Source organism: Sphingobacterium wenxiniae (assembly GCF_900116225.1).
GTDB classification, from domain to species: domain Bacteria; phylum Bacteroidota; class Bacteroidia; order Sphingobacteriales; family Sphingobacteriaceae; genus Sphingobacterium; species Sphingobacterium wenxiniae.
In genome coordinates this window covers 1-26,227 of sequence record NZ_FOZZ01000008.1, presented here as the reverse complement: position 1 = coordinate 26,227, position 26,227 = coordinate 1, and the positions used below count along the sequence as shown (strand labels likewise).

22 protein-coding genes are annotated in these 26,227 nt (G+C 40.9%); 11 read left to right on the top strand and 11 right to left on the bottom strand.

Annotated features, from left to right (window positions below; translation table 11 throughout):
* Nucleotides 1–4 precede the first annotated feature (4 nt).
* The 3 genes from BM375_RS11395 (at nucleotide 5) to BM375_RS11385 (ending at nucleotide 4,755) form a co-directional block, all read left to right on the top strand.
* Nucleotides 5–1,864 (top strand): M1 family metallopeptidase, encoded by a 1,860-nt coding sequence (locus tag BM375_RS11395; RefSeq protein WP_093366399.1) that lies wholly within the window; start codon nucleotides 5–7, stop codon nucleotides 1,862–1,864.
* 123 nt (nucleotides 1,865–1,987) lie between these two features.
* Complete coding sequence (gene hemW / locus BM375_RS11390) at nucleotides 1,988–3,121, top strand: radical SAM family heme chaperone HemW (protein WP_093366186.1); 1,134 nt, start codon at nucleotides 1,988–1,990, stop codon at nucleotides 3,119–3,121.
* A gap of 185 nt (nucleotides 3,122–3,306) precedes the next feature.
* Nucleotides 3,307–4,755, top strand: a complete 1,449-nt coding sequence (locus tag BM375_RS11385; RefSeq protein WP_093366184.1) for a glyceraldehyde-3-phosphate dehydrogenase — start codon at nucleotides 3,307–3,309, stop codon at nucleotides 4,753–4,755.
* A gap of 73 nt (nucleotides 4,756–4,828) precedes the next feature.
* On the opposite strand, the gene BM375_RS11380 is transcribed toward BM375_RS11385, so the two are convergent.
* Nucleotides 4,829–6,073 (bottom strand): 3-deoxy-D-manno-octulosonic acid transferase, encoded by a 1,245-nt coding sequence (locus BM375_RS11380; protein ID WP_093366182.1) that lies wholly within the window; start codon nucleotides 6,071–6,073, stop codon nucleotides 4,829–4,831.
* A gap of 61 nt (nucleotides 6,074–6,134) precedes the next feature.
* On the opposite strand from BM375_RS11380, the gene BM375_RS11375 reads away from it, so the two are divergent.
* Both BM375_RS11375 and galE read left to right on the top strand, forming a co-directional pair.
* Nucleotides 6,135–7,127: a UDP-glucuronic acid decarboxylase family protein gene (locus BM375_RS11375; RefSeq protein ID WP_244525886.1), complete on the top strand. Its 993-nt coding sequence runs from the start codon at nucleotides 6,135–6,137 to the stop codon at nucleotides 7,125–7,127.
* Between the two features lie 2 nt (nucleotides 7,128–7,129).
* Nucleotides 7,130–8,158, top strand: a complete 1,029-nt coding sequence (gene galE / locus BM375_RS11370; RefSeq protein WP_093366178.1) for a UDP-glucose 4-epimerase GalE — start codon at nucleotides 7,130–7,132, stop codon at nucleotides 8,156–8,158.
* 148 nt (nucleotides 8,159–8,306) lie between these two features.
* Here the strand turns inward: galE and BM375_RS11365 are convergent, their stop codons facing one another.
* Both BM375_RS11365 and BM375_RS11360 read right to left on the bottom strand, forming a co-directional pair.
* The gene (locus BM375_RS11365; RefSeq protein ID WP_093366176.1) at nucleotides 8,307–8,735 is read right to left on the bottom strand and encodes a DUF983 domain-containing protein; all 429 of its coding nucleotides are present in this window, start codon (nucleotides 8,733–8,735) and stop codon (nucleotides 8,307–8,309) included.
* Nucleotides 8,736–8,738: 3 nt separating this feature from the next.
* Nucleotides 8,739–9,590 carry a helix-turn-helix domain-containing protein gene (locus tag BM375_RS11360; protein WP_093366174.1) on the bottom strand — a complete coding sequence of 284 codons (852 nt, stop codon included), beginning with the start codon at nucleotides 9,588–9,590 and terminating at the stop codon, nucleotides 8,739–8,741.
* Nucleotides 9,591–9,735: 145 nt separating this feature from the next.
* Here BM375_RS11360 and BM375_RS11355 point away from each other — a divergent pair, with 145 nt between their 5' ends.
* The 3 genes from BM375_RS11355 (at nucleotide 9,736) to BM375_RS11345 (ending at nucleotide 15,495) form a co-directional block, all read left to right on the top strand.
* The gene (locus BM375_RS11355) at nucleotides 9,736–10,281 is read left to right on the top strand and encodes a hypothetical protein (protein WP_093366172.1); all 546 of its coding nucleotides are present in this window, start codon (nucleotides 9,736–9,738) and stop codon (nucleotides 10,279–10,281) included.
* A gap of 57 nt (nucleotides 10,282–10,338) precedes the next feature.
* Nucleotides 10,339–13,674, top strand: coding sequence for a transcription-repair coupling factor (gene mfd, locus BM375_RS11350; RefSeq protein WP_093366171.1), 3,336 nt, complete (start codon nucleotides 10,339–10,341; stop codon nucleotides 13,672–13,674).
* 633 nt (nucleotides 13,675–14,307) lie between these two features.
* A complete protein-coding gene (locus tag BM375_RS11345) occupies nucleotides 14,308–15,495 on the top strand; it encodes a trans-sulfuration enzyme family protein (RefSeq protein WP_093366170.1) in 1,188 nt (395 codons plus the stop codon).
* A gap of 38 nt (nucleotides 15,496–15,533) precedes the next feature.
* Here the strand turns inward: BM375_RS11345 and BM375_RS11340 are convergent, their stop codons facing one another.
* The 3 genes from BM375_RS11340 to BM375_RS11330 form a co-directional block, all read right to left on the bottom strand.
* On the bottom strand, nucleotides 15,534–16,805 hold the full coding sequence (locus BM375_RS11340; RefSeq protein WP_093366169.1) for a metallophosphoesterase: 1,272 nt from the start codon (nucleotides 16,803–16,805) through the stop codon (nucleotides 15,534–15,536).
* Nucleotides 16,806–16,811: 6 nt separating this feature from the next.
* Nucleotides 16,812–17,840: a ferrochelatase gene (hemH, locus tag BM375_RS11335; protein WP_093366168.1), complete on the bottom strand. Its 1,029-nt coding sequence runs from the start codon at nucleotides 17,838–17,840 to the stop codon at nucleotides 16,812–16,814.
* Nucleotides 17,841–17,914: 74 nt separating this feature from the next.
* Entirely contained in the window at nucleotides 17,915–18,763 is an 849-nt protein-coding gene (locus tag BM375_RS11330; protein ID WP_093366167.1) for a 4-hydroxy-3-methylbut-2-enyl diphosphate reductase, read from the bottom strand.
* 161 nt (nucleotides 18,764–18,924) lie between these two features.
* Here BM375_RS11330 and BM375_RS11325 point away from each other — a divergent pair, with 161 nt between their 5' ends.
* Nucleotides 18,925–19,344, top strand: a complete 420-nt coding sequence (locus BM375_RS11325) for a nucleoside-diphosphate kinase (RefSeq protein ID WP_093366165.1) — start codon at nucleotides 18,925–18,927, stop codon at nucleotides 19,342–19,344.
* Nucleotides 19,345–19,411: 67 nt separating this feature from the next.
* Here BM375_RS11325 and ybeY read toward each other — a convergent pair whose 3' ends face one another.
* Both ybeY and ruvX read right to left on the bottom strand, forming a co-directional pair.
* Nucleotides 19,412–19,846, bottom strand: a complete 435-nt coding sequence (gene ybeY, locus BM375_RS11320) for an rRNA maturation RNase YbeY (RefSeq protein ID WP_093366163.1) — start codon at nucleotides 19,844–19,846, stop codon at nucleotides 19,412–19,414.
* A gap of 3 nt (nucleotides 19,847–19,849) precedes the next feature.
* Complete coding sequence (gene ruvX / locus BM375_RS11315) at nucleotides 19,850–20,263, bottom strand: Holliday junction resolvase RuvX (RefSeq protein ID WP_093366161.1); 414 nt, start codon at nucleotides 20,261–20,263, stop codon at nucleotides 19,850–19,852.
* 73 nt (nucleotides 20,264–20,336) lie between these two features.
* Between ruvX and def the strand changes: the two genes are divergently transcribed.
* Nucleotides 20,337–21,554: a peptide deformylase gene (def, locus tag BM375_RS11310; RefSeq protein ID WP_170852645.1), complete on the top strand. Its 1,218-nt coding sequence runs from the start codon at nucleotides 20,337–20,339 to the stop codon at nucleotides 21,552–21,554.
* 44 nt (nucleotides 21,555–21,598) lie between these two features.
* Here def and BM375_RS11305 read toward each other — a convergent pair whose 3' ends face one another.
* From BM375_RS11305 to BM375_RS17655, 3 genes are all read right to left on the bottom strand, one after another.
* Nucleotides 21,599–22,669, bottom strand: coding sequence for a glutaminyl-peptide cyclotransferase (locus tag BM375_RS11305; protein WP_093366397.1), 1,071 nt, complete (start codon nucleotides 22,667–22,669; stop codon nucleotides 21,599–21,601).
* Nucleotides 22,670–22,771: 102 nt separating this feature from the next.
* Complete coding sequence (dnaG, locus tag BM375_RS11300; protein ID WP_093366157.1) at nucleotides 22,772–24,757, bottom strand: DNA primase; 1,986 nt, start codon at nucleotides 24,755–24,757, stop codon at nucleotides 22,772–22,774.
* 11 nt (nucleotides 24,758–24,768) lie between these two features.
* Complete coding sequence (locus BM375_RS17655; protein WP_093366155.1) at nucleotides 24,769–24,957, bottom strand: PLDc N-terminal domain-containing protein; 189 nt, start codon at nucleotides 24,955–24,957, stop codon at nucleotides 24,769–24,771.
* A gap of 157 nt (nucleotides 24,958–25,114) precedes the next feature.
* Here BM375_RS17655 and BM375_RS11290 point away from each other — a divergent pair, with 157 nt between their 5' ends.
* The gene (locus BM375_RS11290) at nucleotides 25,115–25,969 is read left to right on the top strand and encodes a universal stress protein (RefSeq protein WP_093366153.1); all 855 of its coding nucleotides are present in this window, start codon (nucleotides 25,115–25,117) and stop codon (nucleotides 25,967–25,969) included.
* Nucleotides 25,970–26,227: the final 258 nt, after the last annotated feature.

Genomic DNA, 26,227 nt, shown 5'->3' with positions numbered 1-26,227 from the left:
GAATATGAAAAAACTATTGCTTTTATTTTTCCTCTGTGCCACGTCCTATAGTTATGCCCAGCGAGCAGGCTATTGGCAGCAAGCCGTTGATTACAACATGGACATCGATATCGATGAAAAGAATTTTCAGTACAATGGTAAGATGATCTTACAATATACCAATAATGCACCTCAATCATTAAATAAAGTGTATTTTCATCTGTATTTCAATGCTTTTCAGCCAGGAAGTATGATGGATTATCGTTTGTCAAACATAGCGGATCCCGACGCGCGTATGACCACGAACAAAGGCACTAAAGAAAAGCCTGTATATGAGAGCCGTATCGCTCAATTAACACCTGAGCAGATTGGCTACCAAAAGATAAACAGCTTAACGATGAATGGGCAACCCACCGATTTCAAGGTGGACGGCACTGTTTTAGAGGTAACATTGCCCAAAGCGATTTCATCGGGAGAAACGGTATCTTTCGAGATGGACTGGAAGGCACAGGTTCCGGAACAGATACGTCGCTCCGGCAGGAATTCCAAAGAAGGCGTAGCGTTATCCATGACACAATGGTACCCTAAAATGGCGCATTTCGATGAATTTGGCTGGCATCTGGATGAATACATAGCCCGAGAATTTATCGCACCATTCGGCAATTTTGATATTACCTTTCACCTGAATAAAGATTACGTGATTGGCGCATCAGGTAAATTACAGAATCCAAAAGAAGTAAAAGGATACGATAAAAAAGCAAAAATTATTGCGCCCGACGGCAAGGCAAAATGGCACTTCAAAGCAGAAAACATTCATGATTTTGCATGGGCTGCAGATACTAAATTTGTTGTGGATTCAGCCAAAAGCCAAGGCGGTGTATCTGTTTACACGGTTTATCTTCCCACTGACAAGCAAGTCCAAGAAAACTGGGCTACAGCTTTAGACATGGCAACACAGTTTTTTGACTTTTGCGCCACCCGATTTGGTGCTTATCCTTGGAGTACCTACACCATCGTACAGGGTGGCGATGGTGGTATGGAGTACGGTACCGTAACTTTGGTTACAGGTGGTCGTAATCTCCGAAGTTTAGTTGGCGTTATCTTCCATGAAGCAGCACACTCTTGGTATCAGCACCTTTTCGGCATCAATGAAACTGTCGATGAATGGTTCGACGAGGGTTTCACCAGCTACGTGCAGGAATTGGCAACCCAAGCTTTATTCGAGAAAAAAGGGGCAGTCGAAACCAACCCTGTTATCAATGCCTACCGTGCTTATTACAAGCTTGCTCTTTCCGGAAAAGAGGAACCAATGAGCCTTCTGGCTGATTATTATAATACCAACTATGGCTATAGCAATCAGGCCTACAACAAAGGGCAGGTATTGGCAGAACAACTGGGCTATATCATCGGAAAGGAAAATCTTGAGAAAACTTTCCTGAAATTTTATGAGCTGTGGAAGTTTAAACATCCTACACCAAACGACTTCAAACGTGTAGCAGAGGAAATTTCAGGCATCAACTTAAAATGGTATTTCAACCTATTTCTCAATACTACCCGCACGATTGACTACGGAATTGACAAAGTAGACGACAACGAAATTATCTTGGTCAACAAGTCGGACTTTGCTATGCCGTTGGATGTTTTAGTGGAGTATGAGGACGGTTCAAAAGAGCTTTTCTATATCCCTTTGCGGGAGATGCGTGGCGAAAAACCTGCGGAGAACTTCAGCATCTATAACAATGTGAAAAGGACAACTTTGGAGGATTGGTTCTGGACGAAACCAAGCTACAGTATCTCCCTTACAAAAAAACCGAAGAAGGTAGAAATCGACCCTTCTTTGCGCTTAGCGGACATTGAATCGAGCAACAATACCTGGACAAGATAAAAACAATATATCATGTATAGATTGATATTTCCCGTCCTACTGATTACAGCCTTTGGCGATCAGGCAAAGGCCTTCAAAGGCGCTGATCCAGATGGCTGTCTTTGGCGAAAATCTTTATAAGCGATGATATACTTCCATATCCCCTTTTGCAAACAGGCCTGCCATTATTGTGACTTTCACTTTAGCACGTCATTAAAGTATAAAGACGAGCTGCTTGCTGCTTTGCAAAAGGAGATTGCCGCACGGGCAAGTTATCTGGAAGACAAAAAAATACATTCCATTTACTTTGGCGGAGGTACACCATCTCTCTTAACCGCAGAAGAAATACAGCATCTTATCGATAAAGTTGCTACACATTTCGAGATAGCCAACGATGCAGAAATCACTTTGGAGGCCAATCCTGACGATTTGGACAAAGTGAAGGTAGAAACTTTACGCCACACCCCTATCAATCGTTTCAGCATTGGCATACAATCCTTCTACGAAGAAGATCTCCGCTGGATGAACCGTGCGCATAATGCGAGCGAGGCTGAGGCTTCTATCAAACGGGTGCAAGATGCGGGGTTTGAGAATATCACCTGTGACCTTATCTATGGATTTCCACTCCTCACGGACGAGAAATGGAAATCCAATATTAATCAGCTCACATCAAACCAGATCCCACATATTTCTTCCTACGCCATGACGGTAGAAAAGCGTACGGCCTTGGACCACATGATCAGCAAAGGCAAAACCCCACCCATGGATGAAGAGCAAAGCGCAGCACAGTTTGAAATACTTATGCAATCCCTTGCCGATCAGGGATACCAACATTATGAAATTTCAAACTTTGCCAAGCCCAGTCACTATGCCCAACACAATACCAACTACTGGCGAGGCAAACACTATTTGGGTATTGGACCTTCTGCCCATTCTTTTGACGGAAAATCCCGAAGCTGGAACATCGCTAACAATGCGCGCTATATCCAACGGATAAACAATAACGAACCCAGTTACGAGACTGAACTACTATCATTCGAAGACTGCATTAATGAGTATATCATGACGGCTTTGCGCACTATGTGGGGAATAGACCTACAACACATAGAGCAAAATTTCGGATACGACAGCTTACAGCATATAAGACAGCAAGCGGCTATTTTTATCGATCGGCAAGAAGCAGAAATAACTGAGAAGCGCTACCTGAAGCTAACAACAAAAGGAAAATTGCTGGCTGATTATATTGCTTCCGAACTCTTTCTGATAGCTTCAGAATGATTGTAAAGTGAAGGAGGTGATAAGAGGATAATAAAATATTATTTTCATAATTTTAAACCCAATTTAACCTCATTAATAAAATAATAAAACATTAATTAGCCACTTTTTTACCAATTTTTCAAAAACACATGATTCATATCGCCTAAATTGATAAGTTTGTGCCATAATCCTATATAAATAAAATTATGGTACAAGAACATGCTTTTGAGCAAGAAATCAAAAGCTATAAGAGCAGACAAAACGCTACTGTTAAGCTTATTGAGATCATCAGCAACCTATGGTTCAACCGTTCAGTTGAACTGATCTTTTTCCGCAATCAGATTGTAGATCGCCGTGTAAGTCATATTCTGAATCTGCATCAAGCTTCTAAAGAGTTAGCAGATAGGCCTATCAGTATTTTTGAGACTTTACAATTGGCGGAAGCCATGCAGCATCTCAATCTCGCTCCTTCCCGTATTGACATTGGAAAGCTTGCACTAAAGATGAGAATGGACAACATTGAGGAAGAAGACACTCTTTATTTTATCAAAAAAGAGTTGTTACCCGCGCAAGAACACCGATCTTTCGAGCCTAAAGATGTTGTATTGTATGGATTCGGTCGAATTGGCCGCTTATTGGCTCGAGAATTAATCAGTAAAGTTGCATCAGGACATCAGCTACGGCTCCGTGCTATTGTCACTCGTGATAACATCGATGAAAAAACATTAAGAAAAAGAGCAAACTTGCTACAGAGCGATTCCATACATGGAGAGTTTGACGGCATTGTGGAAGTTGATATTACAAAGGAATCATTAATTATCAATGGCACTACCGTTCGTTTTATCTCTGCTAAAAGCCCAGAAGAAATTGATTATACAAAATATGGGATCAAGGACGCATTAATCATCGATAATACGGGAGCGTTCCGAGATGATAAAGAATTATCCCGACACCTCTCTTCCAAAGGGGCAAAACAAGTATTATTGACTGCGCCCGGTAAGGGAATCCCAAATATCGTATATGGCGTTAACAATGACATGATTAATACCAAAAAGGACAATGTATTTTCCGCGGCCTCCTGCACAACAAATGCGATATCTCCCATCTTAGAGGTTATACAACAGAAATGGGGTATTGTGCATGGACATATCGAAACCATACATTCTTATACAAATGACCAGAACCTCGTTGATAATATGCATAAAAAATCAAGAAGAGGGAGGGCAGCAGCCTTGAATATGGTTATTACAGAAACTGGAGCTGGAAGTGCGGTAGCAAAAGTTCTTCCAAAACTCGTGGGCAAACTGACGTCAAACGCCATCCGGGTCCCGGTCCCTAACGGCTCCCTCGCCATATTGAAACTACAATTGGAAAAAAGCACATCCGTTGATACACTCAATTTAAGCATCAAAGAATCTGCCTTGGATGGACCATTGGTAGAACAGATCAAATTTTCTAATAATGACGAATTAGTATCATCCGATATAATCGGTACGACCACTGCATCAGTCTTCGATGCTCCGGCGACCATTGTATCGGACGACGGCAAAAATGTGGTGTTATACGTTTGGTATGATAACGAATATGGATATACACATCAGGTTATGCGTCTTGCGCGTCACATCGCTGGTGTAAGAAGGTATACGTATTATTAAGTTGTATAAAATGAGGCTTTTGTCATACTACTGATCGGAGTTTCAGCGTAACAAAAGCCTCATTCATTTCTGCTTACAACAACCCTTCACTTTCCAGATATTTCATGATAATCTGTGTAGCACCAGCTTTCTTACGAACATAGTTTGCAGCGGTTTCAGCAGCAGAGGTTCTTTTATCAGTATCAGAGAGGGTCTGTACAAGCTGCATAAATTCTTCTGTTGTCGCTACGCTGAAACCAGCTCCTTCCTCAATAAGCTCAACAGCTTCCTGAAACTTGGTATAATTAGGCCCAAAGATAACGGGCATACCATACGTAGCCGCTTCTAAAGTGTTGTGGATCCCCACACCAAACCCACCACCTATATAAGCCAACTGCCCATAACCATAAAGAGAAGATAGCATGCCTATATTATCAATAATCAAAACCGATGCCTCCTCAATTTCTGGAAGTTTATACCCCGAAAACCGAGAGAAAAATAATGCTGTGGGGAATGTTTCCTCCAACTCCTGCAGATGGCTTGCATGGACTTCATGGGGCGCTAATACAACTTTCCATCGCTTCTGAACAGTTAACCATGCAGACAACAATCGTTCATCGGGTGCCCAGGTACTCCCTGCTACCAATACGTTTTTGCTTGCCCCGATAAACTGCTCAACTTCCGAAATTGACCGCCGCTGCTGTGGCAATTCCACGACCCTGTCAAATCGGGTATCGCCAGCTAAACCGGCCTGCTTGATATGGATAGCTTTCAACCAAAGGACAGAATCCATATTCTGCGCAAAAAAGAAGGTCACATTTTTCAATATTTCCCGGAAGAAACCTCCATACCATTTAAAAAAAACTTGGTTTTCACGAAAAATAGCCGATATTAAGAAAAGAGGAATATCCCGATGCTTAAGCTCCTTAAAATAATGATACCAGTACTCATATTTGGTAAACACGACAAACTTCGGTTGTACAATATCCAGAAATCGCCTTGCATGCTTTGCGGTATCACTTGGCAAGTAAAACACATAATCTGCTAATGGGGTATTTTTCCGAATCTCATAACCAGATGGAGAGAAAAAAGTAATTAAAATTTTTTGTTGTGGATATTTTTTTTTGACCGTCTCCATGACCGACCGTCCTTGCTCAAATTCACCAAGCGAAGCAAAATGAAACCAAATGGGTCTGCAACCTTTTTCAATCGTTTGTTCCATGCGCGCAAACAAGCCTTTTCGCCCTTGCACCCACAACTTTGCTTTGGGGTGAAAAGGTGAAATCAAGCGCAATAACAGGGTATAAAGGCCTATTCCTAAGTCGTAGAGAAAACGCATGTTGATAAAAATATGCTTATATTCGTCAAAGATATTAAACTTTTATTCATTCCAACGGTTCGTGAACTATCAAAGCAAAAAACGGATACTGATAACAGGTGCAGCAGGTTTTTTAGGATCGCACCTCTGTGACCGCTTTATTGCCGAAGGTTACCATGTAATTGGCATGGACAACCTGATTACGGGCGATCTGCAAAATATCGAACATTTGTTCAGCCTTCCAAATTTCGAATTTTACCACCACGATGTTTCAAAATTTGTCCATGTGCCTGAAAAGCTAGACTATATCCTTCATTTTGCTTCGCCTGCCAGCCCTATTGATTACCTGCGTATACCTATTCAAACGTTGAAAGTAGGTTCTTTGGGCACCCACAATCTATTAGGTTTGGCCAAAAGCAAATCTGCACGTATTCTGGTCGCTTCTACTTCCGAGGTATATGGGGATCCCTTGGTATCACCGCAAACCGAAGAATATTGGGGCAATGTCAATCCGGTTGGGCCTCGGGGCGTTTACGATGAAGCTAAGCGCTTCCAGGAAGCCATGACTATGGCTTATCATAATTTCCACGGACTGGACACTCGCATTGTCCGGATTTTCAACACCTATGGCCCGCGTATGCGCTTGAATGATGGTCGTGCTTTGCCAACTTTTATAGCCCAAGCACTTCGTGGAGAGGACCTCACCGTATTCGGAGATGGACAACAGACACGTTCCTTCTGCTATGTATCCGATCAGGTAGAAGGTATTTTTCGTTTATTACTTTCGGGTTATAGCCAACCCATGAATATCGGCAATCCCGACGAAATGACCATCAACGACATGGCACAGGAGATCATCGCTTTGACGGGAAATCGGTCAAAAATCATATACCGAGAGCTACCTGTTGATGACCCGAAACAACGACGTCCGGATATCAGCAAAGCCAAACAGGTTATTGAATGGCAACCACAAGTTTCCCGACAAGAAGGGTTGATGAAAACGCTTGCCTATTATAAAAGTTTACCCAACGAAAAGTTAAGACAACAAGATTATACATATTATAATACCAAATAGCTATGCGCAAAATACTAGTTACCGGCGGAACAGGTTACATTGGTTCACATACCGTTGTAGAGCTTTATAATGCAGGCTACACGCCTGTCATTATCGACAACCTGTCCAACTCCAACATCCAGATTTTAAACCAAATAGAAAAAATAATCGGTATAAAACCTGAGTTTCATGAGTTTGACCTCTGTGATGAATCAAAAGTCATCGATTTCGTACAAAAAAATCCAGATATTACAGGTATTATACACTTTGCAGCCTCCAAAGCTGTTGGTGAGTCTGTTGAGAAACCTTTAAAATACTACCACAACAATTTCTTTTCGCTTATCAACCTGCTAAATGCATACCAAGGTAAAAAGATCAATTTTGTGTTTTCATCCAGCTGTACGGTATATGGTGAGCCTGATACTTTACCTGTGACCGAATCCGCTCCGGTAAAGAAAGCTACTTCTCCTTATGGCAATACCAAACAAATTGCGGAAGAGATTTTGGAAGAAACGGCCAACGCATACGACAACTACAACATCATCGCCCTGCGTTATTTCAATCCAGTAGGAGCGCATGCATCAGCATGCATCGGCGAATTGCCTATCGGTGTCCCACAAAATTTATTACCATTCATTACGCAAACGGCTATTGGAAAGCGCGAGAAACTGACGGTATTTGGCAATGACTATGATACGCCGGACGGTTCCTGCGTGCGTGATTTCATCCACGTTGTCGATTTAGCAAAAGCGCACGTAGCTGCCATTAAGTTGTTGGAGAAAGGCAATCCAAACGGAAATTACGATATTTTCAACGTAGGAACAGGAAATGGTTATTCGGTTTTGGAAGCGATAGCGGCTTTCGAGAAATCTTCCGGACAAAAATTGAACTATGTGGTGGGCCCTCGCCGCGAAGGTGATATTATCAAAGTGTGGGGCGATGTAACCAAATCCGCAAACCAACTCGGCTGGAAAGCCGAATTAGGTATCGACGAGATGATGGCCTCGGCATGGGCTTGGGAAAAGTACTTAAAAGAGAACCCTATTGGGTAATACAAATGGGGCTAAAAAGTAAATACTAATGCTTATTCTGCCTTCTTGAGGATTGGATGAATCTGCTTGTCATACGAAATTGTATTGTTGATGAATCACACTCCTATCGAGATGAAAGAAAAAGTCACTTTTTAGCCCCCTCTTTGGATTATTTTTTATCTGCCACGTATAAATCGGGACGAAATTTAAACTGAGGTGTCATCCAGTACATGAGTACGACACGTGAATATCGATAATTAAACGGCGCCAACAGCACTGCTACTGCAATTGAAACAATAAGATACAACCATGGTGATTCCAGATTACCTGTGATAATATACGTTCCAACGCACGAAGCAACCAACTCTGCCACCACGAATACATAGCTCACATACATTGCTACATAAAAGTAGCCTGGTTCTTTTTCAAATTTAAGACCACAATGAGGACAATTATGGTACATCTTTTTAGACTTAAAGCTAAAAAGTGGAGCCGCAAACATATTGCCCGTTCTACATCTCGGGCATTTGCCTTCTACAGCACTTTTAAACTCTCCGGGCACAACATTCGTACTTGTCATTTTATCTGTATTTTCCATTTATTACCGTTGTATTTTTCTAAATTCTTCGGGTGTCATCCCTTCTTTTTTCTTAAAAAACTTTGTGAAATAGGAATTATCCTTGAAATTCAAATCGTAAGCAATTTCAGATACGGAATAATCCTCAATAACCAACAAACGTTTAGCTTCTAAGATAACTCTATTACGGATAATTTCACCTGCCGAAAACCCTAACTTCTCTTTACATAACGCATTAAGGTGATTAGGTGTTATATAAAGCATATCGGCATATTCTTTTGGCAGTCGGAGCGTTTTATAATGCTCTTCTACAAGATTCAAGAAATTGCGCAATAACGTGTGATTATAAGCCGGCATACGCTCGCTAGCCACTCCCTTCCTCTGCTGCTCAAAAATATGAAAGAGATACAACAAAGATATACAAACAAAATCTTTATCCTGCTTCTGGCTCCTCAAACGCTCAAGAATATGGATAATATGATCGCGGTCGTCTTCGCGCACTTCAAACACATCATTCTGAACCAAACCCGACAAGAAAGAATAGTGACTTAGATAGTCCGACCGTTGTAAGATTGCGTTAAAGATATCCGCTTCAAAGTTAACAACATAACCTTCCATTTCGCCCTTAAAGTCCCAAGTGTGAATCTGCCCGGGTGACATAAAATATATCTGCCAAGGGACCACATCAAATGTATCAAAATCAATACTATGCTGACCACCTCCTGCTGTGAATAGTACGAAATGATAGAAATTATGGCGATGTGGAAAGACCAGGTTTCGGTTACGTTCTAAATATGTTGACAGTCGTTCCACAGTCGTATCGCTCTGAAGAACGTCAGAAACCGTACATTGCTTTAACACAGGAACTTTTGCCATACCGCAAATATACAGCGATACTTCCACAAGCAGTGGTACAAATCCATCATTTAATGGTATTTTTTACTTATACTACTGCAACCGCACCCTTTTACACTGATAACTCATCAATTCTCACTTCCATTTTTTTACTTAAATTTACAATATGTCTTTACACAAACAACCTGATTTAAAAGAAGCTGTTTTAAACCTTTCCCAAAAGGAAAAGGATAAGCTACTCGTCCGCTTAGTCGGAAAGGACAAAATGCTGATGAAGCAATTACACTTTCAACTGCTTGAAGATCAAATCGACCTTGAAGACCGCATTGAAAAATTAAAAGAAAGATTGCAGGATCTTTTTGCTGAAGGACGGCATAGTATCAAAAATCTCCCGATGTACAGCCACTATAAAGGTTTGCAAATGTTGTTACGGCAAGCCAGCGGCATTATCAATGAGCATGAAAAAATAACGAAAGACAAATTTAGCGAGGTTGAATGCCGAATCTATATCCTAAAGGAGGCCTTTCAACGCTTCCCTCGGCTCTTTGAGCCTACCGCTATCCATCCCGGATTAAAACTCGCGGAATATGTCAAAGCTCGACTGCGTATAACCACCAACAAATTTGATAAACTGCACGAAGATTTACAATTCGACCTACAGGAGTCTATGCAACAAGTATTGGATTTTGCGCAGGAACACGGCCTCATATAACCTTACAAAAGAGGTTTCTAATAATTTTCTTAAATTCGCAAAAAGATTAGTAAATACGTGGGCATTCAAGAAGTTTTAGAAAAATATACACAAAGCGAACAGGCAAAAAACCTTTCCAAATCCTTACACGGTAAAAATCCGAAAATACAATTAAAGGGATTAATCGGTTCATCCGATGCGATGCTTGCAGCAGCAACATACGTCTTGCAAGAAAGGCCGTTTATCTTTGTTCTTCCCACACATGAAGATGCCGCGTACTTCCTAAGTGATTTGGAAAGTATCCTGGACAAACAAATACTTTTTTTCCCGGCGTCCTTTCGCAAAGCATTTGAATTTACCCAAACGGATGCTGCCCATGTCCTGCAACGAGCAGAAACATTAAGTGCTCTCAATCACAGCTCTGAACTTCCTAAAATGGTCGTGACTTATCCTGAAGCAATCGCTGAGAAAGTTATCAACCGTGAAGATTTGGAGAAAAATACCTTAGCTATCACCCAAAACACGAAGCTTAGTATTGATTTCATCAATGAATTTCTCTATGAGTATGATTTTGAACGGGTTGATTTTGTATACGAACCAGGGCAGTTCGCTATCCGTGGAGGGATTGTAGATATTTTTTCCTTCTCCAACGACTTGCCTTACCGCATCGAGTTTTTTGGCGATGAAATCGAAAGCATCCGCACATTCGACATCGACACGCAACTTTCGGTCAGCAAGATACACACCGTAACGATTGTCCCCAACGTACAAGCCAAGTTCCTTAGCAACAACCATATTTCACTGTTAGAATATATCGACCGCGATAGTGTAATCTGGTTAAAAGATGTGCAATTTACCTTGGACGTCATGAAGGATGGTTACAAAAAAGCTTCTGAATTCTGGAAAGCACTGCCTGAAAAAGACATCAAGGCCAATATCGACTGGGTTGATCCAAGGGTTACTTTTACTACAGATCGTACATTCAGCGAAATGTTGTTCGATTTTCCTGTTGTAGAATTTGGAAAGCAATTCTATTACAAGGCGGACGAAACACTGCGCTTCGATATACATCCGCAGCCCTCTTTCAATAAAGACTTCAACCTGTTAATCCATAACTTTCAACAAAACGAGAAAGACCGTATACAAAATCTAATTTTTTCGGATTCCACCAAGCAAATTGAACGCATTTTCAGCATTCTGGAGGATATCGACAAAAGCGCAACTTTTATTCCTATACATAGGGCTTTACGCGAGGGGTTTCGGGATGACTCGGTTAAATTGGCCTGCTATACAGACCACCAGATTTTTGACCGTTACTACAAATACAAACGAAAAAAAGCATACGAACGCTCGCAAGCTATTACCTTGAAGGAACTGCGGGACTTAAAACCCGGTGACTATATTACGCATATTGACCATGGCGTGGGTAAATATGCTGGTTTGGAGAAAGTAGAAGTCAACGGGAAGACGCAGGAAATGATCCGACTCGTCTATGCAGACAACGACCTGCTCTATGTGAATATCAACTCTCTGAACCGTATTTCGAAATATTCCGGAAAAGAAGGTACTGTACCAAAAATGAACAAACTGGGCACAGATGCTTGGGAGAAATTAAAAAAGACGACCAAAAAGAAAGTTAAAGATATTGCCCGCGACCTTATCAAGCTGTACGCCAAAAGAAAAGCCCAGACAGGTAACGCGTTCAGCCCTGATACCTATCTCCAAAACGAGCTGGAAGCTTCCTTTTTATATGAGGACACACCCGATCAGGAGAAAGCTACAAATGATGTAAAACGGGATATGGAATCGCCACACCCAATGGACCGTCTGGTTTGTGGCGACGTAGGCTTCGGTAAGACAGAGGTCGCCATTCGTGCGGCATTTAAAGCAGTAGCAGACAGCAAACAAGTTGCCGTATTGGTACCAACAACCATCCTAGCATTACAACATTATCGCACCTTTAGTGAACGATTAAAGGGATTGCCTGCAAACATAGATTATATCAACCGCTTCAAGAGCACCAAACAGATAAAAGATACCTTAGCACGATTGGCAGAAGGCAAAGTTGATATTATCATCGGCACACATCGCTTGGTGAGCAAAGATGTAAAATTCAAAGACTTAGGCTTAATGATTATCGACGAAGAGCAAAAATTTGGGGTCTCGGTGAAAGAAAAGCTGAAAGTGATGCGTGCTAATGTAGACTCTTTAACACTTACGGCAACCCCCATTCCACGGACATTGCACTTCTCCCTCATGGGAGCGCGTGATTTGAGTATCATTTCCACGCCACCACCAAATAGACAGCCTGTACAAACAGAACTTCACGTCTTCAATGAAACACTTATTCAGGAAGCCGTGTCTTTTGAATTAGACCGAAGTGGACAGGTATTCTTCATCCACAACCGTGTAGCAGACTTAAAACAGCTCGGACTGATGATACAGAAATTGGTTCCGGGAGCCCGGGTTGGTATTGCCCACGGACAATTGGAAGGCGATGATCTCGAAGACGTGATGTTGAAATTCATCAACCACGAATTTGATGTACTTGTTGCCACCACTATTATCGAAGCCGGATTGGATATTCCGAATGCGAATACCATTATCATCAACCACGCACACATGTTTGGTCTTAGCGATCTTCACCAGATGCGGGGGCGCGTAGGGCGTTCCAATAAAAAGGCATTTTGTTATTTGCTAAGTCCTCCCTTATCTACATTGACCAACGAGGCTTACAAGCGCCTATCCGCATTGGAAGAGTTCTCCGAACTGGGATCGGGATTCAATGTCGCTATGCGCGATTTGGACATCCGTGGTTCAGGAAATCTTCTTGGAGCCGAACAATCTGGCTTTATCGCGGAGATTGGTTTTGAGATGTACAACAAAATTTTGGATGAAGCTGTACAAGAGCTGAAAGAGGATGAGTTCGGCGAGCTATTCGCAGATGACAAGAGCCGTAAATATGTTAACTTCACACAAATAGACACCGATCTGGAAGTCATGATTCCCGATGAATACGTGACCAATATCGGCGAACGTTACAACCTTTACAACGAAATTGCGAAATTGGAGAATGAGCAGCAACTGGCTACTTTTGAAAAAGAATTGGAAGACCGTTTCGGTCCTATTCCTCCACCCGTTTATGAGCTGTTCAACACATTACGCCTACAATGGTTGGGCAAGCAGATAGGTTTTGAAAAAATTGCTTTCAAAAAGAACACGCTGAAAGGGTATTTTGTGAATAACCCAAAATCAAGTTACTTCGAGTCAGAGCAATTTGGCAAAGTACTGGCGTTTGTTCAGGGACATGCCGCCATATCCAACCTCAAGGAAGTAAAGGGACAATTACGCTTAGCACTGAGTAATGTAAACAGCATTGCTTATGCGCTGCACTTGTTAAAGGAGATGGTATAAATAGGTTCTTGCATAAAATTCAAACAAAAAAATAACCAACATTCACTGGAAAAAGGGATTCTTTTCCTCGACATACAAACTATTTAATCATAATGAAGAGATTGGACGACTCCGTCAATCAGCATTCAGCAATTTATCCGAAGCAAGTTTACGCGACACGAAACTTAAATTCAAGAATAAAGGAGGATTCAGTTATAAAACAGAAATTACAGATTTAAACTCAAATGAGCTGATTGGAACTATCAAATCCAACTCTTGGGGAACCAAAATAATAATAACTTTTACTCAAAAGGAATACTCATGGAAAAATGATAATTTCTGGGGTACAAAATGGAGCATTTCAGAGCCACAACAAAAACTTATATCCTATAAAAGTTCGAGCAACAAAGGTGAAATTGAGGCTACAACTGATAATAATGTCCTTTTACTCTGTGGCTTATTTATTTACAATTATTATGTAACTATAATGACACTTGTTGTTATAATAACTGCAGTACTCATCTCTCGAGCTTAAGGTTTCATAAATCCCAACCCCAGATTGGCACGACTTAAACTACTTTACAAAACACTTTTCCGCAAAACACTATCAAAAAAGTAGATTATTTTTTAGCTTTGATAATAAAATCTTTAAAAATGTCAAAGTTAGAAACCTCTTTGGTTCATGAAGGTGAGCATTTCAACACCACAAACTCGGTCGTGAGCCCTATATATCAAACCTCCACTTATTTTGCAGCTGAAAATATTGAGGAATTTGCCCATGCAGCTTCAGCCCCTAAATATCCGGAATTTTACCATCGTCATGGCAATCCGACCAATAGTCAGGTCGCGGCCGTTATCGCGAAACTGGAACAAACCGAAGACGCACTGGTATTAGCCACAGGAATGGCTGCTATAAGCTCCGCTATACTGGCTGTGGTTCAATCGGGAGACCATGTCATTGCGCAATACGCACATTATTCCGCTTCTTTGGTTTTTATGCGCGATTTTCTGCAACAATACGGTGTGGAAATAACGCATGTAAATCAAACCGATAATGAAGCATTCAAAAATGCCATACAGCCAAATACCAAACTTATCTATATCGAAACCCCTTCTAATCCTAACCTAGACATCACAGATTTAGCTTTTATAGGACAGCTGGGGAAAGACCATGATATCATTACGATGGTTGACAACACTTTTGCTTCTCCTATTAATCAAGTCCCAGCTTCATTTGGGATTGACGTTGTCGTACATAGTGCCACAAAATATTTAGGTGGCCACAGTGATTTGACGGCTGGTGCAGTATGCGGCACAAAGGAGTTTATCGAAAAAGTATGGCGCAGGTCATTGCTTTTAGGTGCATCCTTAAGCCCTTTCGATTCTTGGTTACTTTTAAGAGGATTGAAAACCCTGGCGCTCCGTGTTCGGCAAATTAATGAAAATGCTTTAGCACTTGCACAATGGTTGGAAAAACACCCCTTAGTAAAGAAAACGAACTATGTTGGTTTGCCTTCGCATCCACAACACGACTTGGCTAAATCCCAGATGAAGGGCTTTACAGGTATGCTTTGTATCGAAGTTAAAGGGCAAGATGATACGGAAGAGTTTCAGCGTGCACAAGGCTTATTAAAACATCTTGATTTATTTGCTAATGCCGTGAGCCTTGGAGGCGTAGAATCATTGATCGCCCACCCTGCGAGTATGTGGGGCGCCAGTCAGTCCGAAGAACAACGAAAAAAATCAGGTATCACCAATGGCTTATTGCGTCTTTCGATTGGTATTGAACATATAGACGATTTGATCGCAGACTTTGAACAGGCTTTCGCAAAGATTCAATAAAAAAGAAGGGCGGCCATTAAAATGGCCGCCCTTCTTTTTTATACCAGAGGCTTTTCGCCTTTAATCAACTCAAATATGGTAATCTCAGGCAATATGCCAACACGTCCAGGATATCCCAAAAATCCAAAACCTACGTTGACATAAAGCTTCTGATCTTGTTCTTCATATAAACCAGCCCATTCTTTATAAATATACTTAGCTGGGCTCCATTGGAAATGTTCGCCACGAACACCAAATTGCATCCCGTGAGTATGCCCAGCAAACATCACATCAACATCAGTCTCCAACACTTGTGCCCGCCAATGCGATGGGTCGTGGGAAAGCAACAATTTGACAGGAGCTTCTTCCGTACCTTGCAAGGCTTTTTGCAAATCGCCCTTTTTCGGAAAACGTCCCGTTCCCCAGTTTTCCACGCCGAGGACAGAAATAGATTCATTATTGACAGTGATAGGGCGATTCTCATCCAAAAGCAAATCCCAGCCCATTACTTTGTGAGTACCTTTTAAATCTGCAAGGTTCTTGCGTTTTGCCGCAGAATCCTCACCTCCGAAATAATAATCCCCATAATCATGATTACCCAGCACAGAGTATACGCCCAGATCTGCTTTTAGCTTCGCGAAGATATCCTGATAGTCACGCATCTCAGAAGCCAGATTATTGACTAAATCGCCGGTAAAAAAGACCATATCCGGTTTTTCCCCCAGAATCATCTCAATCCCGCCTGTTACCGCCTTCTTATTGTAGAATGAACCGGAATGCACATCAGATATCTGTGCGATACGCATACCATGGAAAGAAGCTGGCAGATTAGGCAAGTACAACTTCTGCCTTCTGATTGTATAATCATATCCACCCGCAATCATGCCCCAGGACAAAGGAAAAATAGGTAAAGAAGCTACCAATATCCCGGATTTAGTAAGAAATTCTGAGCGGGTAATACCATTTTTAGGCACTTCCGGCAATGGTTCGGATAAGTCTTCCATACGATCCGGAAGACTCTCACTTTTCTGTGGAGAAAATAGCCGTGCAATCCATATACCTCCTCGACGAATATCATCCACCAACAGGATGATGATAAAAATAAATTTGCTGACCGCTGTCATAAAGAAAGCCACCAAAATGATGGAACGATAAGCCAAAGGAATATTGTATTTTGCGGAAATATATAAGCCAACCAATAAACCGATAGAGTAGCCCCACCATATAAAACTAAACAATTTACTTTTCACAAATTTGATTTTCGTTGCCCGAAGAGCAAAGAAAATGTAAAAATCAAACAAGAAAAGTAATATTGCATTAAAAATCAACATAATCTCTTAATTATTTAAAGCCAAGCGCTTTAAGACTTGTATCCATTTAGGATGACTGTTCAAGCTCTCTACCATAGCCACCTCTTCTCCTCCCAAACTTTTGAACTCATTGGCATATTCCACCTGTATTTCATCCAGCGTCTCGATACAGTCCGCCACAAATGCGGGACTAAATACCAACAGTTTTTTCACTCCCCTTTCTGCCAATTGATGTAAGGTATCGGAAGTGTAAGGTTGAATCCATGGTGTTTTCCCCAATCGAGATTGGAAACACAGCGTATATTGATCTTCGTTCAATCCCAACTTAGCAACAAGTGCCCTTGTCGTTGCATAACATTGCGACAGGTAGCAATAAGGTTTCTTCTCCACCTTACATTCCTCGCATCCAAAGTCAGGGCATTTAAGAACTCCTGTACAATCCACTTTGCCCAATTGCCGAACAGGCAAGCCATGATAACTAAACAAAACATGGTCATACGCATCTATGTCATGCTTTCTACCGTTTTCAGCAAATGTTTCGATCATTTCCTCATCATCGCAATAACTACTAACGAAACTTAATGCAGGAAAGTATTGCCAACAACGAATAATTTCCATCACCTTGTCGATAACAGAACCAGTCGTTGCGGAAGCATATTGTGGGAAGAGTGGAATTACACGCAGGGACTCCAGCTTCATTACTTCCAGTTTTTTCAATGCAGATTCTATCGACGGGTTTTGATAGCGCATCGCCAATTCCACATGGTATTCATCGCCCAGCTCAAGCTGAAGCATATCACGCTGCAATTCACTATAATGCATTAACGGGGATCCTGTCTCTTCACTCCAAATAGTAGAATAAGTTGCTGCCGAGCGCGGTGCTCTTTTGGGAACGATAACGCCCTTTACCAACAGCGAACGGCTGAAATAGGGAATATCCATGACACGGGAGTCCATTAAAAATTCCGTTAAATATTTACGAACATCGTCTGTTGTTGGTGTGTCGGGAGTCCCCAATTGGATTAAAAGGATTCCTTTTTTTGCGCTCTTACTCATTGTAAGACAAAAATACGCTAAAATCTAGAGGATGGCGGAACCTTATGCGGAAAATGAAGATATCATGACGTTGGCTACAGCAATTCTAGAGCCTGCTTCACGTCTTTCATCAACCACATCGGAGTCGAAGTAGCTCCGCAGATACCTACGGTTTCATTTTCTCCAAAAATTTCAGGATTTAACTCTGCTGGATCAGAGATAAAATAGCTGTTTGGATTAGCTCCTTTACAGACCTCGTAAAGCACCTTACCATTCGACGATTTCTTTCCGGAAACAAAGACAATCTTATCATATTGTCGAGCAAAATCACCTAAATCCTCATACCGATTGGAAACCTGCCGACAGATAGTGTCATTCGCCTTGACTTCATAACCTCGTTTAATCAACTCTTCTTTTATAGCATAGAACTTGTCTACACTTTTTGTTGTCTGACTGTACAAAGTAAAGGATGGAGGTAGCTCTACAGCATCAAGTTCTTCCATATCCTGAAAAACAATAGCTTCATTATTCGTTTGTCCCTGTAGACCAATCACTTCTGCATGACCATGCTTCCCGAAAATTAAGATTTTCTCTTGCCCATCATAAGAAGTTTTAATACGGTTCTGCAGTTTCAAAACAACTGGACAAGAAGCATCAATTAGGGTAATGTTGTTTTCCAAAGCTATGCGATACGTTTCCGGCGCTTCTCCGTGCGCCCGAATCAACACTTTTTCGTTTTTCAAACTTACCAAATCCTGATGCCCAATAATGCGTAGCCCTCTCGCCTTTAAACGCGCAACCTCTTCATCATTATGGACAATATCTCCCAAGCAATATAGATAACCGTCTTCTTCCAGAATCTCTTCTGCCATATCAATAGCATAGACCACGCCGAAACAAAACCCGGAATCTTTATCGATCGTTACTTGCAGATTTTTTGACATATACAAAAGTAAAAATTATCTTCGATGAACCTGCTAAAGCTCTGTTAAAAAGTCAAAAGTCGCTCTCCCCACGCCCGCTATCTTTCTTCTTTTCTCTTTATTCTCTATTCTTTTCCTCTTTCTTCTTTTATCTCCTATCTTTGCAAAAAATATAGTATAAAATGGCAACAAACAGAACTTTTACCATGATTAAACCAGATGCAGTTGCAAATGGTCATATCGGAGCAATTTTAAATGATATTATCGCAGGCGGCTTCAAAATCGTAGCGATGAAATATATCCAACTATCTACAGATACAGCTGGAAACTTTTACGCAGTACACAAAGAGAGACCTTTTTATGGTGAGTTGGTAGCTTTCATGACTTCTGGTCCTATTGTCGCTGCTATTTTAGAGAAAGACAATGCGGTAGAAGATTTCCGCACGCTGATTGGCGCAACCAACCCTGCCGAAGCTGCTGAAGGTACTATCCGCAACAAATATGCGAAATCCATTGATGCAAATGCTATCCATGGCTCAGACTCAGATGAAAATGCCGAAATTGAAGGTAATTTCTTCTTCTCACAATTCGAGCGGTTTTAATCAGTCAAAACAAAGGTGTCACCGTCATTGCGAGATACGAAGCAATCTGGTGACACCTATTCTATTTTTAAAATTCCCGTTTTCCCAAATACTCGTTTTCCTTAGCGGTCATCAGCTCTTTTGCTTCCTTTTTCTTGTCCAAATAACCACAAAGATGCAATACGCCATGAATAATGACACGGTGCAACTCATCGGCCTCGGACTCACCAAATTTAACCGCATTCTCTGCTGTACGTTCTACGGATATAAAAATATCGCCTGCAATGGTATCCTCTTCTTCCGAAGAATCAAAGGTCACAATATCTGTATAGGTATCGTGGTTAAGGTATTCTTTATTGATTTCTAAAAGATAAGCATCCGAACATAAAATAAAATTCAGTTCACCAATACGTTTAAACCCTTCGGCCTTGATTGTAGCAGCAATCCATTCTCTTAATTTTTGCTTGTTTTTAAGCTTATAATCAACCTCTTCTGTAAAAAATGAAATATCTCTTAATGCCATATCTTAAAATGTTTTTGAATCCATATAGGTTTGTAGAATAATGGTTGCTGATACCGTATCAACAAGTCCCTTCTCTTGGCGCTTGCTCTTCTTTTTCCCACTTTGGGCAATGACCGCTGAAGCCATCTTTGAAGTAAAACGTTCATCTACCTCCACAACGGAGATGGCAGGGTATGTTTTTTGAAGCTTGCGCACAAAGCCCAAAATATGTGAAGCTGATTCCGAAGCTGTTCCGTCCATCTGCAATGGTTTTCCCACAACAAACGTCTCCACTTCTTCCTTTTGAAGATAGTCAGTCAAAAATTCCCAAATCTTCTCTGGATGAACCGTTGTTAAAGATGTAGCAATAAGTTGCAAGGGATCTGTCACTGCTATGCCTATTCGCTTCGTCCCGTAATCAAATGCCATGATGCGCATATCTGTCTTTTTTGCAAAAATACGATTCTTAGCTGAGAATAAAATCTATATCTTTGGTAGATTAATTCAGAACATGAGACGTTTAATAAGCCTTATGGCAGTGTTACTGCCTTTTTTTCTTTCAGCACAAAATTATGTGCAACAGATTGAGCAATATCGACAAGAACAACTGCTCCACTTAAACCAAAAGTCAAAAGGTCCTGTCGCTGAACAGAACCTGGTTTACATTCAACATTTTGTCCCGCAAGAAGTTTTTCGAGCAGAGGCCAATGTTGAGTATCTCTATAACGAACCAACCTTCCGCATGCCAACCTTGGACGGTACAAGTAAGACCTTCAAAAGGTTTGCATTATTGCACTTTAGCTTACAGGGCAAGTCCTTGACATTAACGGCTTACCAAAGTGTAGGAATATTGTCAACACAGGTGTCACCATATCTATTTCTTCCTTTTCTGGATCTGACGACCGGTGAGACCACATACGAAAGCGGACGTTATCTGGATGTAAAAATAAGCGATATACAGGCCGATAAGCTCATCCTTGACTTCAATAAGGCGTACAATCCTTATTGCGCTTACAGCAGTGGCTACCGCTGTCCTCAACCCCCATTGGAAAACTTCCTCGATGTCGCCATCGAAGCGGGTGAGAAGAAATATACTGGACCAAAACATCAACGAGAACAAGACAACAGCATGGCAAAAAATTTCAACGATGGAGAGAAAGAACTCATCCTTTCTGGGGGAGAAAACGACAAAATGTACGTTCTCCAAACAACAGTAGAAAAAGATTCTATTATTCTGCGCACTTTATCAGATGACATCAAATTCGACGATCCGCTTTTACCTGTATTGGCAAGCCGCATGTTAGCAACAGTACAAAACCCAGAGCAAGCCGGTGTAGGTATTGCTGCTCCTCAGGTAGGCGTCAATAAAAATGCTATCTGGGTACAACGCTTTGATAAAGAAGGAAGCCCATTTGAATTCTACATTAACCCCAAAATTGTATGGCGATCCAAACTCTTACGGAAAGGCGCTGAAGGCTGTCTATCTATACCTGACCGCAGAGAAGACGTTATCCGCAATTATAGTATCAAATTGCAATACACATCCAAGAAAGGCAAAACGGTTGATGAACTGATAGAAGGATTCACCGCTGTTATCTTCCAACATGAAGTAGACCATCTTTATGCAATACTTTATCCTGACCGTTTGGAAGAACAGCAAAGCAAGGACATTGTGCCTTTGGCTGAAAAAATAGAGTTTTCTATTGAGAAAGGAACGATACTTCCGTAACAAAAAAGGCGGATACTAAGTATCCGCCTTTTTTGTTACGTTAACTAACGCTCTAAAATTTTAACCTCATAAAGCCTATTCCACTGTTTACCTGTTACGAATAGGCGTTTTCCGACTTTATCATAAGCGATCCCGTTCATCTCTTCATCCACAGGTGCACGCTTGGGATTCTTATATAACCCCACAAAATTGATTTGCCCTTCAACAGCTCCAGTCTGGGGATTAATGATTACGATAATATCTTTTCCGTACACATTAGCATATACCCGTCCATCTATATACTCCAACTCATTAATAGCATCTACTGGTCCATTGCTATCGTAAACAGCAATAGAACCCGTTTCCTGGTATGTTGTGGGGTCAAGAAAATAGATTTTGTTGGAGCTGTCCGTTTTCATCAATCTTTTTCCGTCCGGATCGTAGCAAAGACCCCACCCCTGTTTACTTTGTTGATAATTGAACGTAGAAATTTGCTCAAAACTACCCTTATTAAATACATACCCCAGATTGTTCAACCAAGTAAGCATAATTATTTTATCGCCTACAATCGTCATCCCTTCCCCAAAATAGGGTTGACCAGCAGCATCACTCCCTGTAATCTCTTTCTTTTGTATGACCTTACCGGTAGTCAGATCCACTTTACGCAACGAAGTAATTAGATTATTTCCTGAACCCGTAGATTCATACAAATAACCATTTTCAAACTCCAACCCTTGAGTAAAAGCAGTTGTGTCATGTGAATATTCATTAACCACTTCAAAACCATATTGTTTAGGCTCTTCTGGCAAAACCGTCACATTACTGTATGCTATGACTTCCTTACCTGCCTGATAGACTTTAGCCGTTAAATTCCGTGCACCTAATCCAATACGCTCTGTGTCTAGAACCCATGCGGAAGTATCTTGTTTCTTCCCAACGATTTCTCCATCTACAGAATAAATAATAGAGTCGATTGTGGTATCAGGAAATTGCATACGAACAGCCACCTGTTGCCCCAAAGTCAGTTTATCTCCCGATTTAGGTGTAAGAAATTCAAATTTCTCTTTTTGCGACTTACAGCCTATTACCGAGGCTACCCCAATCGCGACAAAACTTATTATATGTACTAATTTCATATTTTTTACCATTCTATTTTAAAGTTCTGGCTTTAACCTATAAACCTTAAGCATCTATATAGCCTATTTAAAGCTTATTGACTACAGCCTATTGCTGTAAGCTTATTTTACAATTGTATTTCCTAAATAAGATCCTAACAGCTGCTCTACCTCTTTAAGCTTCGCATATTTAGCCATTAATCCCTCGACCTCTGCATCACTCAAATTTTGTTTTAATTCTTCCCTTATCTTCAACATATCACGCTCTACCTTTCGTTTTTTAATCCGGTAAATAGCTTGTTCAATCAATGGTTTAAGATGTTCTCGCTCTTGACTCACATAGATTTTACGCTTATCATCATTCCAATTTGGACTCAGTTCATAAGGCGAGGCAACACAGGAAATAGCCAATTCCTGCACATCTTTATCTTCATGTGAATAAAAAAACTTAGGCTCAGGAAGTTCATACTCCTCCATTTTTTTCTTGAAGACCCCAATAATATAAGCGCAGGCTTTATCCACAAAATCGACGTCCTCTATGGCACTAAGCAAATATGGCGCAACCGGAATATCACCTTCACCTTCCCAAGTAGCCAACTCCGCACCATAATTAATCAGTATGCGAACAATTTCACGCTCTTGTAGAATCTCCGGAGTGATAGTGACGCTCTCCTGGGGCGGGGCAATCCCCAGCTCTTCACGTTCTGCATCCGTAAGGAAGAAATCTGCCGGAGGCTCATCCATTTGCGGCGGAGCAAAAGTGGATTTACGGACTTGATTCTCCTTTTTACTTTCAGCTTTCGCCTTATCCAATTTCATTTTGTTGAGCTCGGTCAGCAAAACCCTTTCTTCAATATCTAACAATGTAGAACATTGCTTAATGAATACGGATATCTTAATTTCATCTGGTATCAGAGCTATACTTTGCACAACATCACGGATTACCTCCGCTCGTTTAATAGGATCATGTCCAGCATCTTTTAAAAGGATATTTGTTTTATAAAATATAAAGTCTTCCTGATGTGCATCTAAATATTCCCTAAAAGCCGTTGAGCCAACCTTCTGCACATAAGAATCCGGGTCGTCACCATCTGGAAAAAGCAACACTTTAACATTCAAGCCTTCCTCTAAGAGCATATCCGTACCACGCAACGAAGCCTTTATTCCCGCAGCATCTCCATCATACAAGATTACTACGTTCTTAGTAAAGCGGGAAATCAACTTAATCTGCCCTGTCGTCAATGAAGTTCCGGAAGAAGAAACAACATTTTCTATTCCTGCTTGATGCATTGACAGTACATCCGCATAGCCTTCCACCAGATAGCAAGTGTCGTTATCCATAATGGATTTCTTGGCAAAATTCAGCCCATAGAGTACATCCGATTTATGGTAAATATCACTTTCAGGAGAATTGACATATTTAGGAACAGACTTTTCTGTTTTCAGCGTACGGCCACCAAACCCAATAATTCGACCGGTAAGATTATGTATGGGAAAGATGACCCGCCCCCGAAAACGATCGTAAATATTTCCGTCTTCTCGCTCAATACAAAGTCCTATCTCTTTTAGATACTCCTTTTGAAATCCCGCTTTCAATGCAGCTGAAGACAGAGCTTCCCACTGATCCGGCGAATAACCCAAATCAAATTTCTGGATGATATCTTCCCGATAACCGCGTTCTTTAAAATAAGATAATCCGATAGATTTCCCTGCTTCCGTCTCCCACAACTGTTCTTTGAAATATTTACCTGCCCAGTTGCTTAATACATACAGACTTTCACGCTTATCTTGCGCAGCCATTTGCGCTGGGCTACGTTCCACCTCTTCGACCGGTATGCTATATTTATCCGCCAGATAACGAATCGCCTCAGGATAGGAGTATTTTTCCAGTTCCATGACGAACTTCAGCGAATCCCCACCTACACCACAACCGAAACACTTATAGATTCCTTTGGAAACAGAGACATGAAAAGATGGTGTTTTCTCGTTATGAAAAGGGCAGTTCCCAATGAGAGAAGTGCCTCGCTTTTTCAAATCCACGAAATCACCTACGACCTCCTCGATCCGCACAGTATCCAATACTTTCTCTATGGTCTCTTTTTTTATCATGTCTAACGAAACTATTTCTTATAGAAGAGGATAAGATAGGTTAACCCTCCAAATAAAGGGATAATCAAACTCAATATTACCCACAACGCTTTCTGCTTGACAGAAAACTCTCTGTTTAAAAGACATTTATAAATGGCGAACAAAGGCACTGCCAATATAAGCACACTAAAAATATATGTAATAACTTCTTGAAAGCCCATTTCGATAAAATTACCATTTAAAATACAAAAGTACAAAAGAGCTAACGGAACTTTGTCATCTATAGGGAAAAGCCTTTTCTAATTGTTCACCTTTCTCTTATATTTTTAATATATTTGGTTAAATACAAACTTATTAAGCGCCTCTAAATTCCTTAATATGAAAAAACATACCATTCTTGTACCTACAGACTTTTCAGAAAATGCTTGGACAGCACTCTATTATGCCTCTACACTAGCCAAGGAATATCATTGGGAGCTACATATTTTACATACCTATAATAACCTAAATTTTAGCAGTATAAAGGAGACTTTTTTAGAAATGGAGGGTCTCAAAGAGAAAGAGAATCTGGATTTAAAAATGAAAGAACTCAGCACTCGACTAGAAAATGTATTCCCCTCCCTAAAAGCACGTACATCTTGTATGTTTGGCGATTTAAGTAAAATCATTTTAGACTTATTACAGGATCAGGATTATCGCCTTGTCATCATGGGAACAAAAGGAAGCGGGTGGGCAAAAAGCAGAACAATAGGAAGCAATACCTATGATATCATAAAAAGTAGTCCGATTGGTGTCTTAGCGGTTCCCCAAGGGTACAACGCTTTTAAATTAAATAAGCTTGGTCTACTCACGAATTTCAAAAAAAGTGAAATAAGCCTTTTACAATCCTTCATGGACCGCATAGAGCGTCCTTTTGAAATTTCTCTCTTACATGTTACCGAAAGAGATAGACCGGTAGAAAATCAGCAAATTGCATTCTGGAAAGACCAAATATATCAATCAGTTGCCATCAAGGACATTGAGTACATAGAAAAAGAAGCAGTGCATCGTTTAGATTATCATATGCCTATCCCTAACTGCATAAATTGGATGATAGACAAGCTTGATGTAGATTTATTACTTGTCTCCTATAACAGAAAAAGTTTCTTCAGAGAACTGTTTTCTAAGAGTCTACCAAGATCGATTGCACACAATCTTAATATTCCAACATACTTTAAGAGTAATAACGATTAGTTTAGTATTGAGTACAAAGTATTTCGTATTGAGACAATACGTGTATTCCAGTATCGGCAGACCTATAGGTCTGTCTTTTTTAGGTAGGTAAGTAGCAGGGATGATGATATTAATATACGGTAACAAACAAAAAAGCCCCTTTCAGTTTCCTGTAAGGGGCTTTCGTGTAAAATTAGGCACCGACCTACTCTCCCATCCGCCGCGGCGGACAGTACCATCGGCCCGGCAGGGGGGGAAACAAAAAAGGGACGTCCAAAT

Excerpts from the sequence above, each read along its gene's own strand:
- BM375_RS11395 (WP_093366399.1), top strand. The coding sequence starts at position 5 with ATGAAAAAACTATTGCTTTTATTTTTCCTCTGTGCCACGTCCTATAGT.
- hemW (WP_093366186.1), top strand. The coding sequence starts at position 1,988 with ATGATATACTTCCATATCCCCTTTTGCAAACAGGCCTGCCATTATTGT.
- BM375_RS11385 (WP_093366184.1), top strand. The coding sequence starts at position 3,307 with ATGGTACAAGAACATGCTTTTGAGCAAGAAATCAAAAGCTATAAGAGC.
- BM375_RS11380 (WP_093366182.1), bottom strand. The coding sequence starts at position 6,073 with ATGCGTTTTCTCTACGACTTAGGAATAGGCCTTTATACCCTGTTATTG.
- galE (WP_093366178.1), top strand. The coding sequence starts at position 7,130 with ATGCGCAAAATACTAGTTACCGGCGGAACAGGTTACATTGGTTCACAT.
- BM375_RS11365 (WP_093366176.1), bottom strand. The coding sequence starts at position 8,735 with ATGGAAAATACAGATAAAATGACAAGTACGAATGTTGTGCCCGGAGAG.
- BM375_RS11360 (WP_093366174.1), bottom strand. The coding sequence starts at position 9,590 with ATGGCAAAAGTTCCTGTGTTAAAGCAATGTACGGTTTCTGACGTTCTT.
- BM375_RS11355 (WP_093366172.1), top strand. The coding sequence starts at position 9,736 with ATGTCTTTACACAAACAACCTGATTTAAAAGAAGCTGTTTTAAACCTT.
- BM375_RS11345 (WP_093366170.1), top strand. The coding sequence starts at position 14,308 with ATGTCAAAGTTAGAAACCTCTTTGGTTCATGAAGGTGAGCATTTCAAC.
- BM375_RS11340 (WP_093366169.1), bottom strand. The coding sequence starts at position 16,805 with ATGTTGATTTTTAATGCAATATTACTTTTCTTGTTTGATTTTTACATT.
- hemH (WP_093366168.1), bottom strand. The coding sequence starts at position 17,840 with ATGAGTAAGAGCGCAAAAAAAGGAATCCTTTTAATCCAATTGGGGACT.
- BM375_RS11330 (WP_093366167.1), bottom strand. The coding sequence starts at position 18,763 with ATGTCAAAAAATCTGCAAGTAACGATCGATAAAGATTCCGGGTTTTGT.
- BM375_RS11325 (WP_093366165.1), top strand. The coding sequence starts at position 18,925 with ATGGCAACAAACAGAACTTTTACCATGATTAAACCAGATGCAGTTGCA.
- ybeY (WP_093366163.1), bottom strand. The coding sequence starts at position 19,846 with ATGGCATTAAGAGATATTTCATTTTTTACAGAAGAGGTTGATTATAAG.
- ruvX (WP_093366161.1), bottom strand. The coding sequence starts at position 20,263 with ATGCGCATCATGGCATTTGATTACGGGACGAAGCGAATAGGCATAGCA.
- def (WP_170852645.1), top strand. The coding sequence starts at position 20,337 with ATGAGACGTTTAATAAGCCTTATGGCAGTGTTACTGCCTTTTTTTCTT.
- BM375_RS11305 (WP_093366397.1), bottom strand. The coding sequence starts at position 22,669 with ATGAAATTAGTACATATAATAAGTTTTGTCGCGATTGGGGTAGCCTCG.
- dnaG (WP_093366157.1), bottom strand. The coding sequence starts at position 24,757 with ATGATAAAAAAAGAGACCATAGAGAAAGTATTGGATACTGTGCGGATC.
- BM375_RS17655 (WP_093366155.1), bottom strand. The coding sequence starts at position 24,957 with ATGGGCTTTCAAGAAGTTATTACATATATTTTTAGTGTGCTTATATTG.
- BM375_RS11290 (WP_093366153.1), top strand. The coding sequence starts at position 25,115 with ATGAAAAAACATACCATTCTTGTACCTACAGACTTTTCAGAAAATGCT.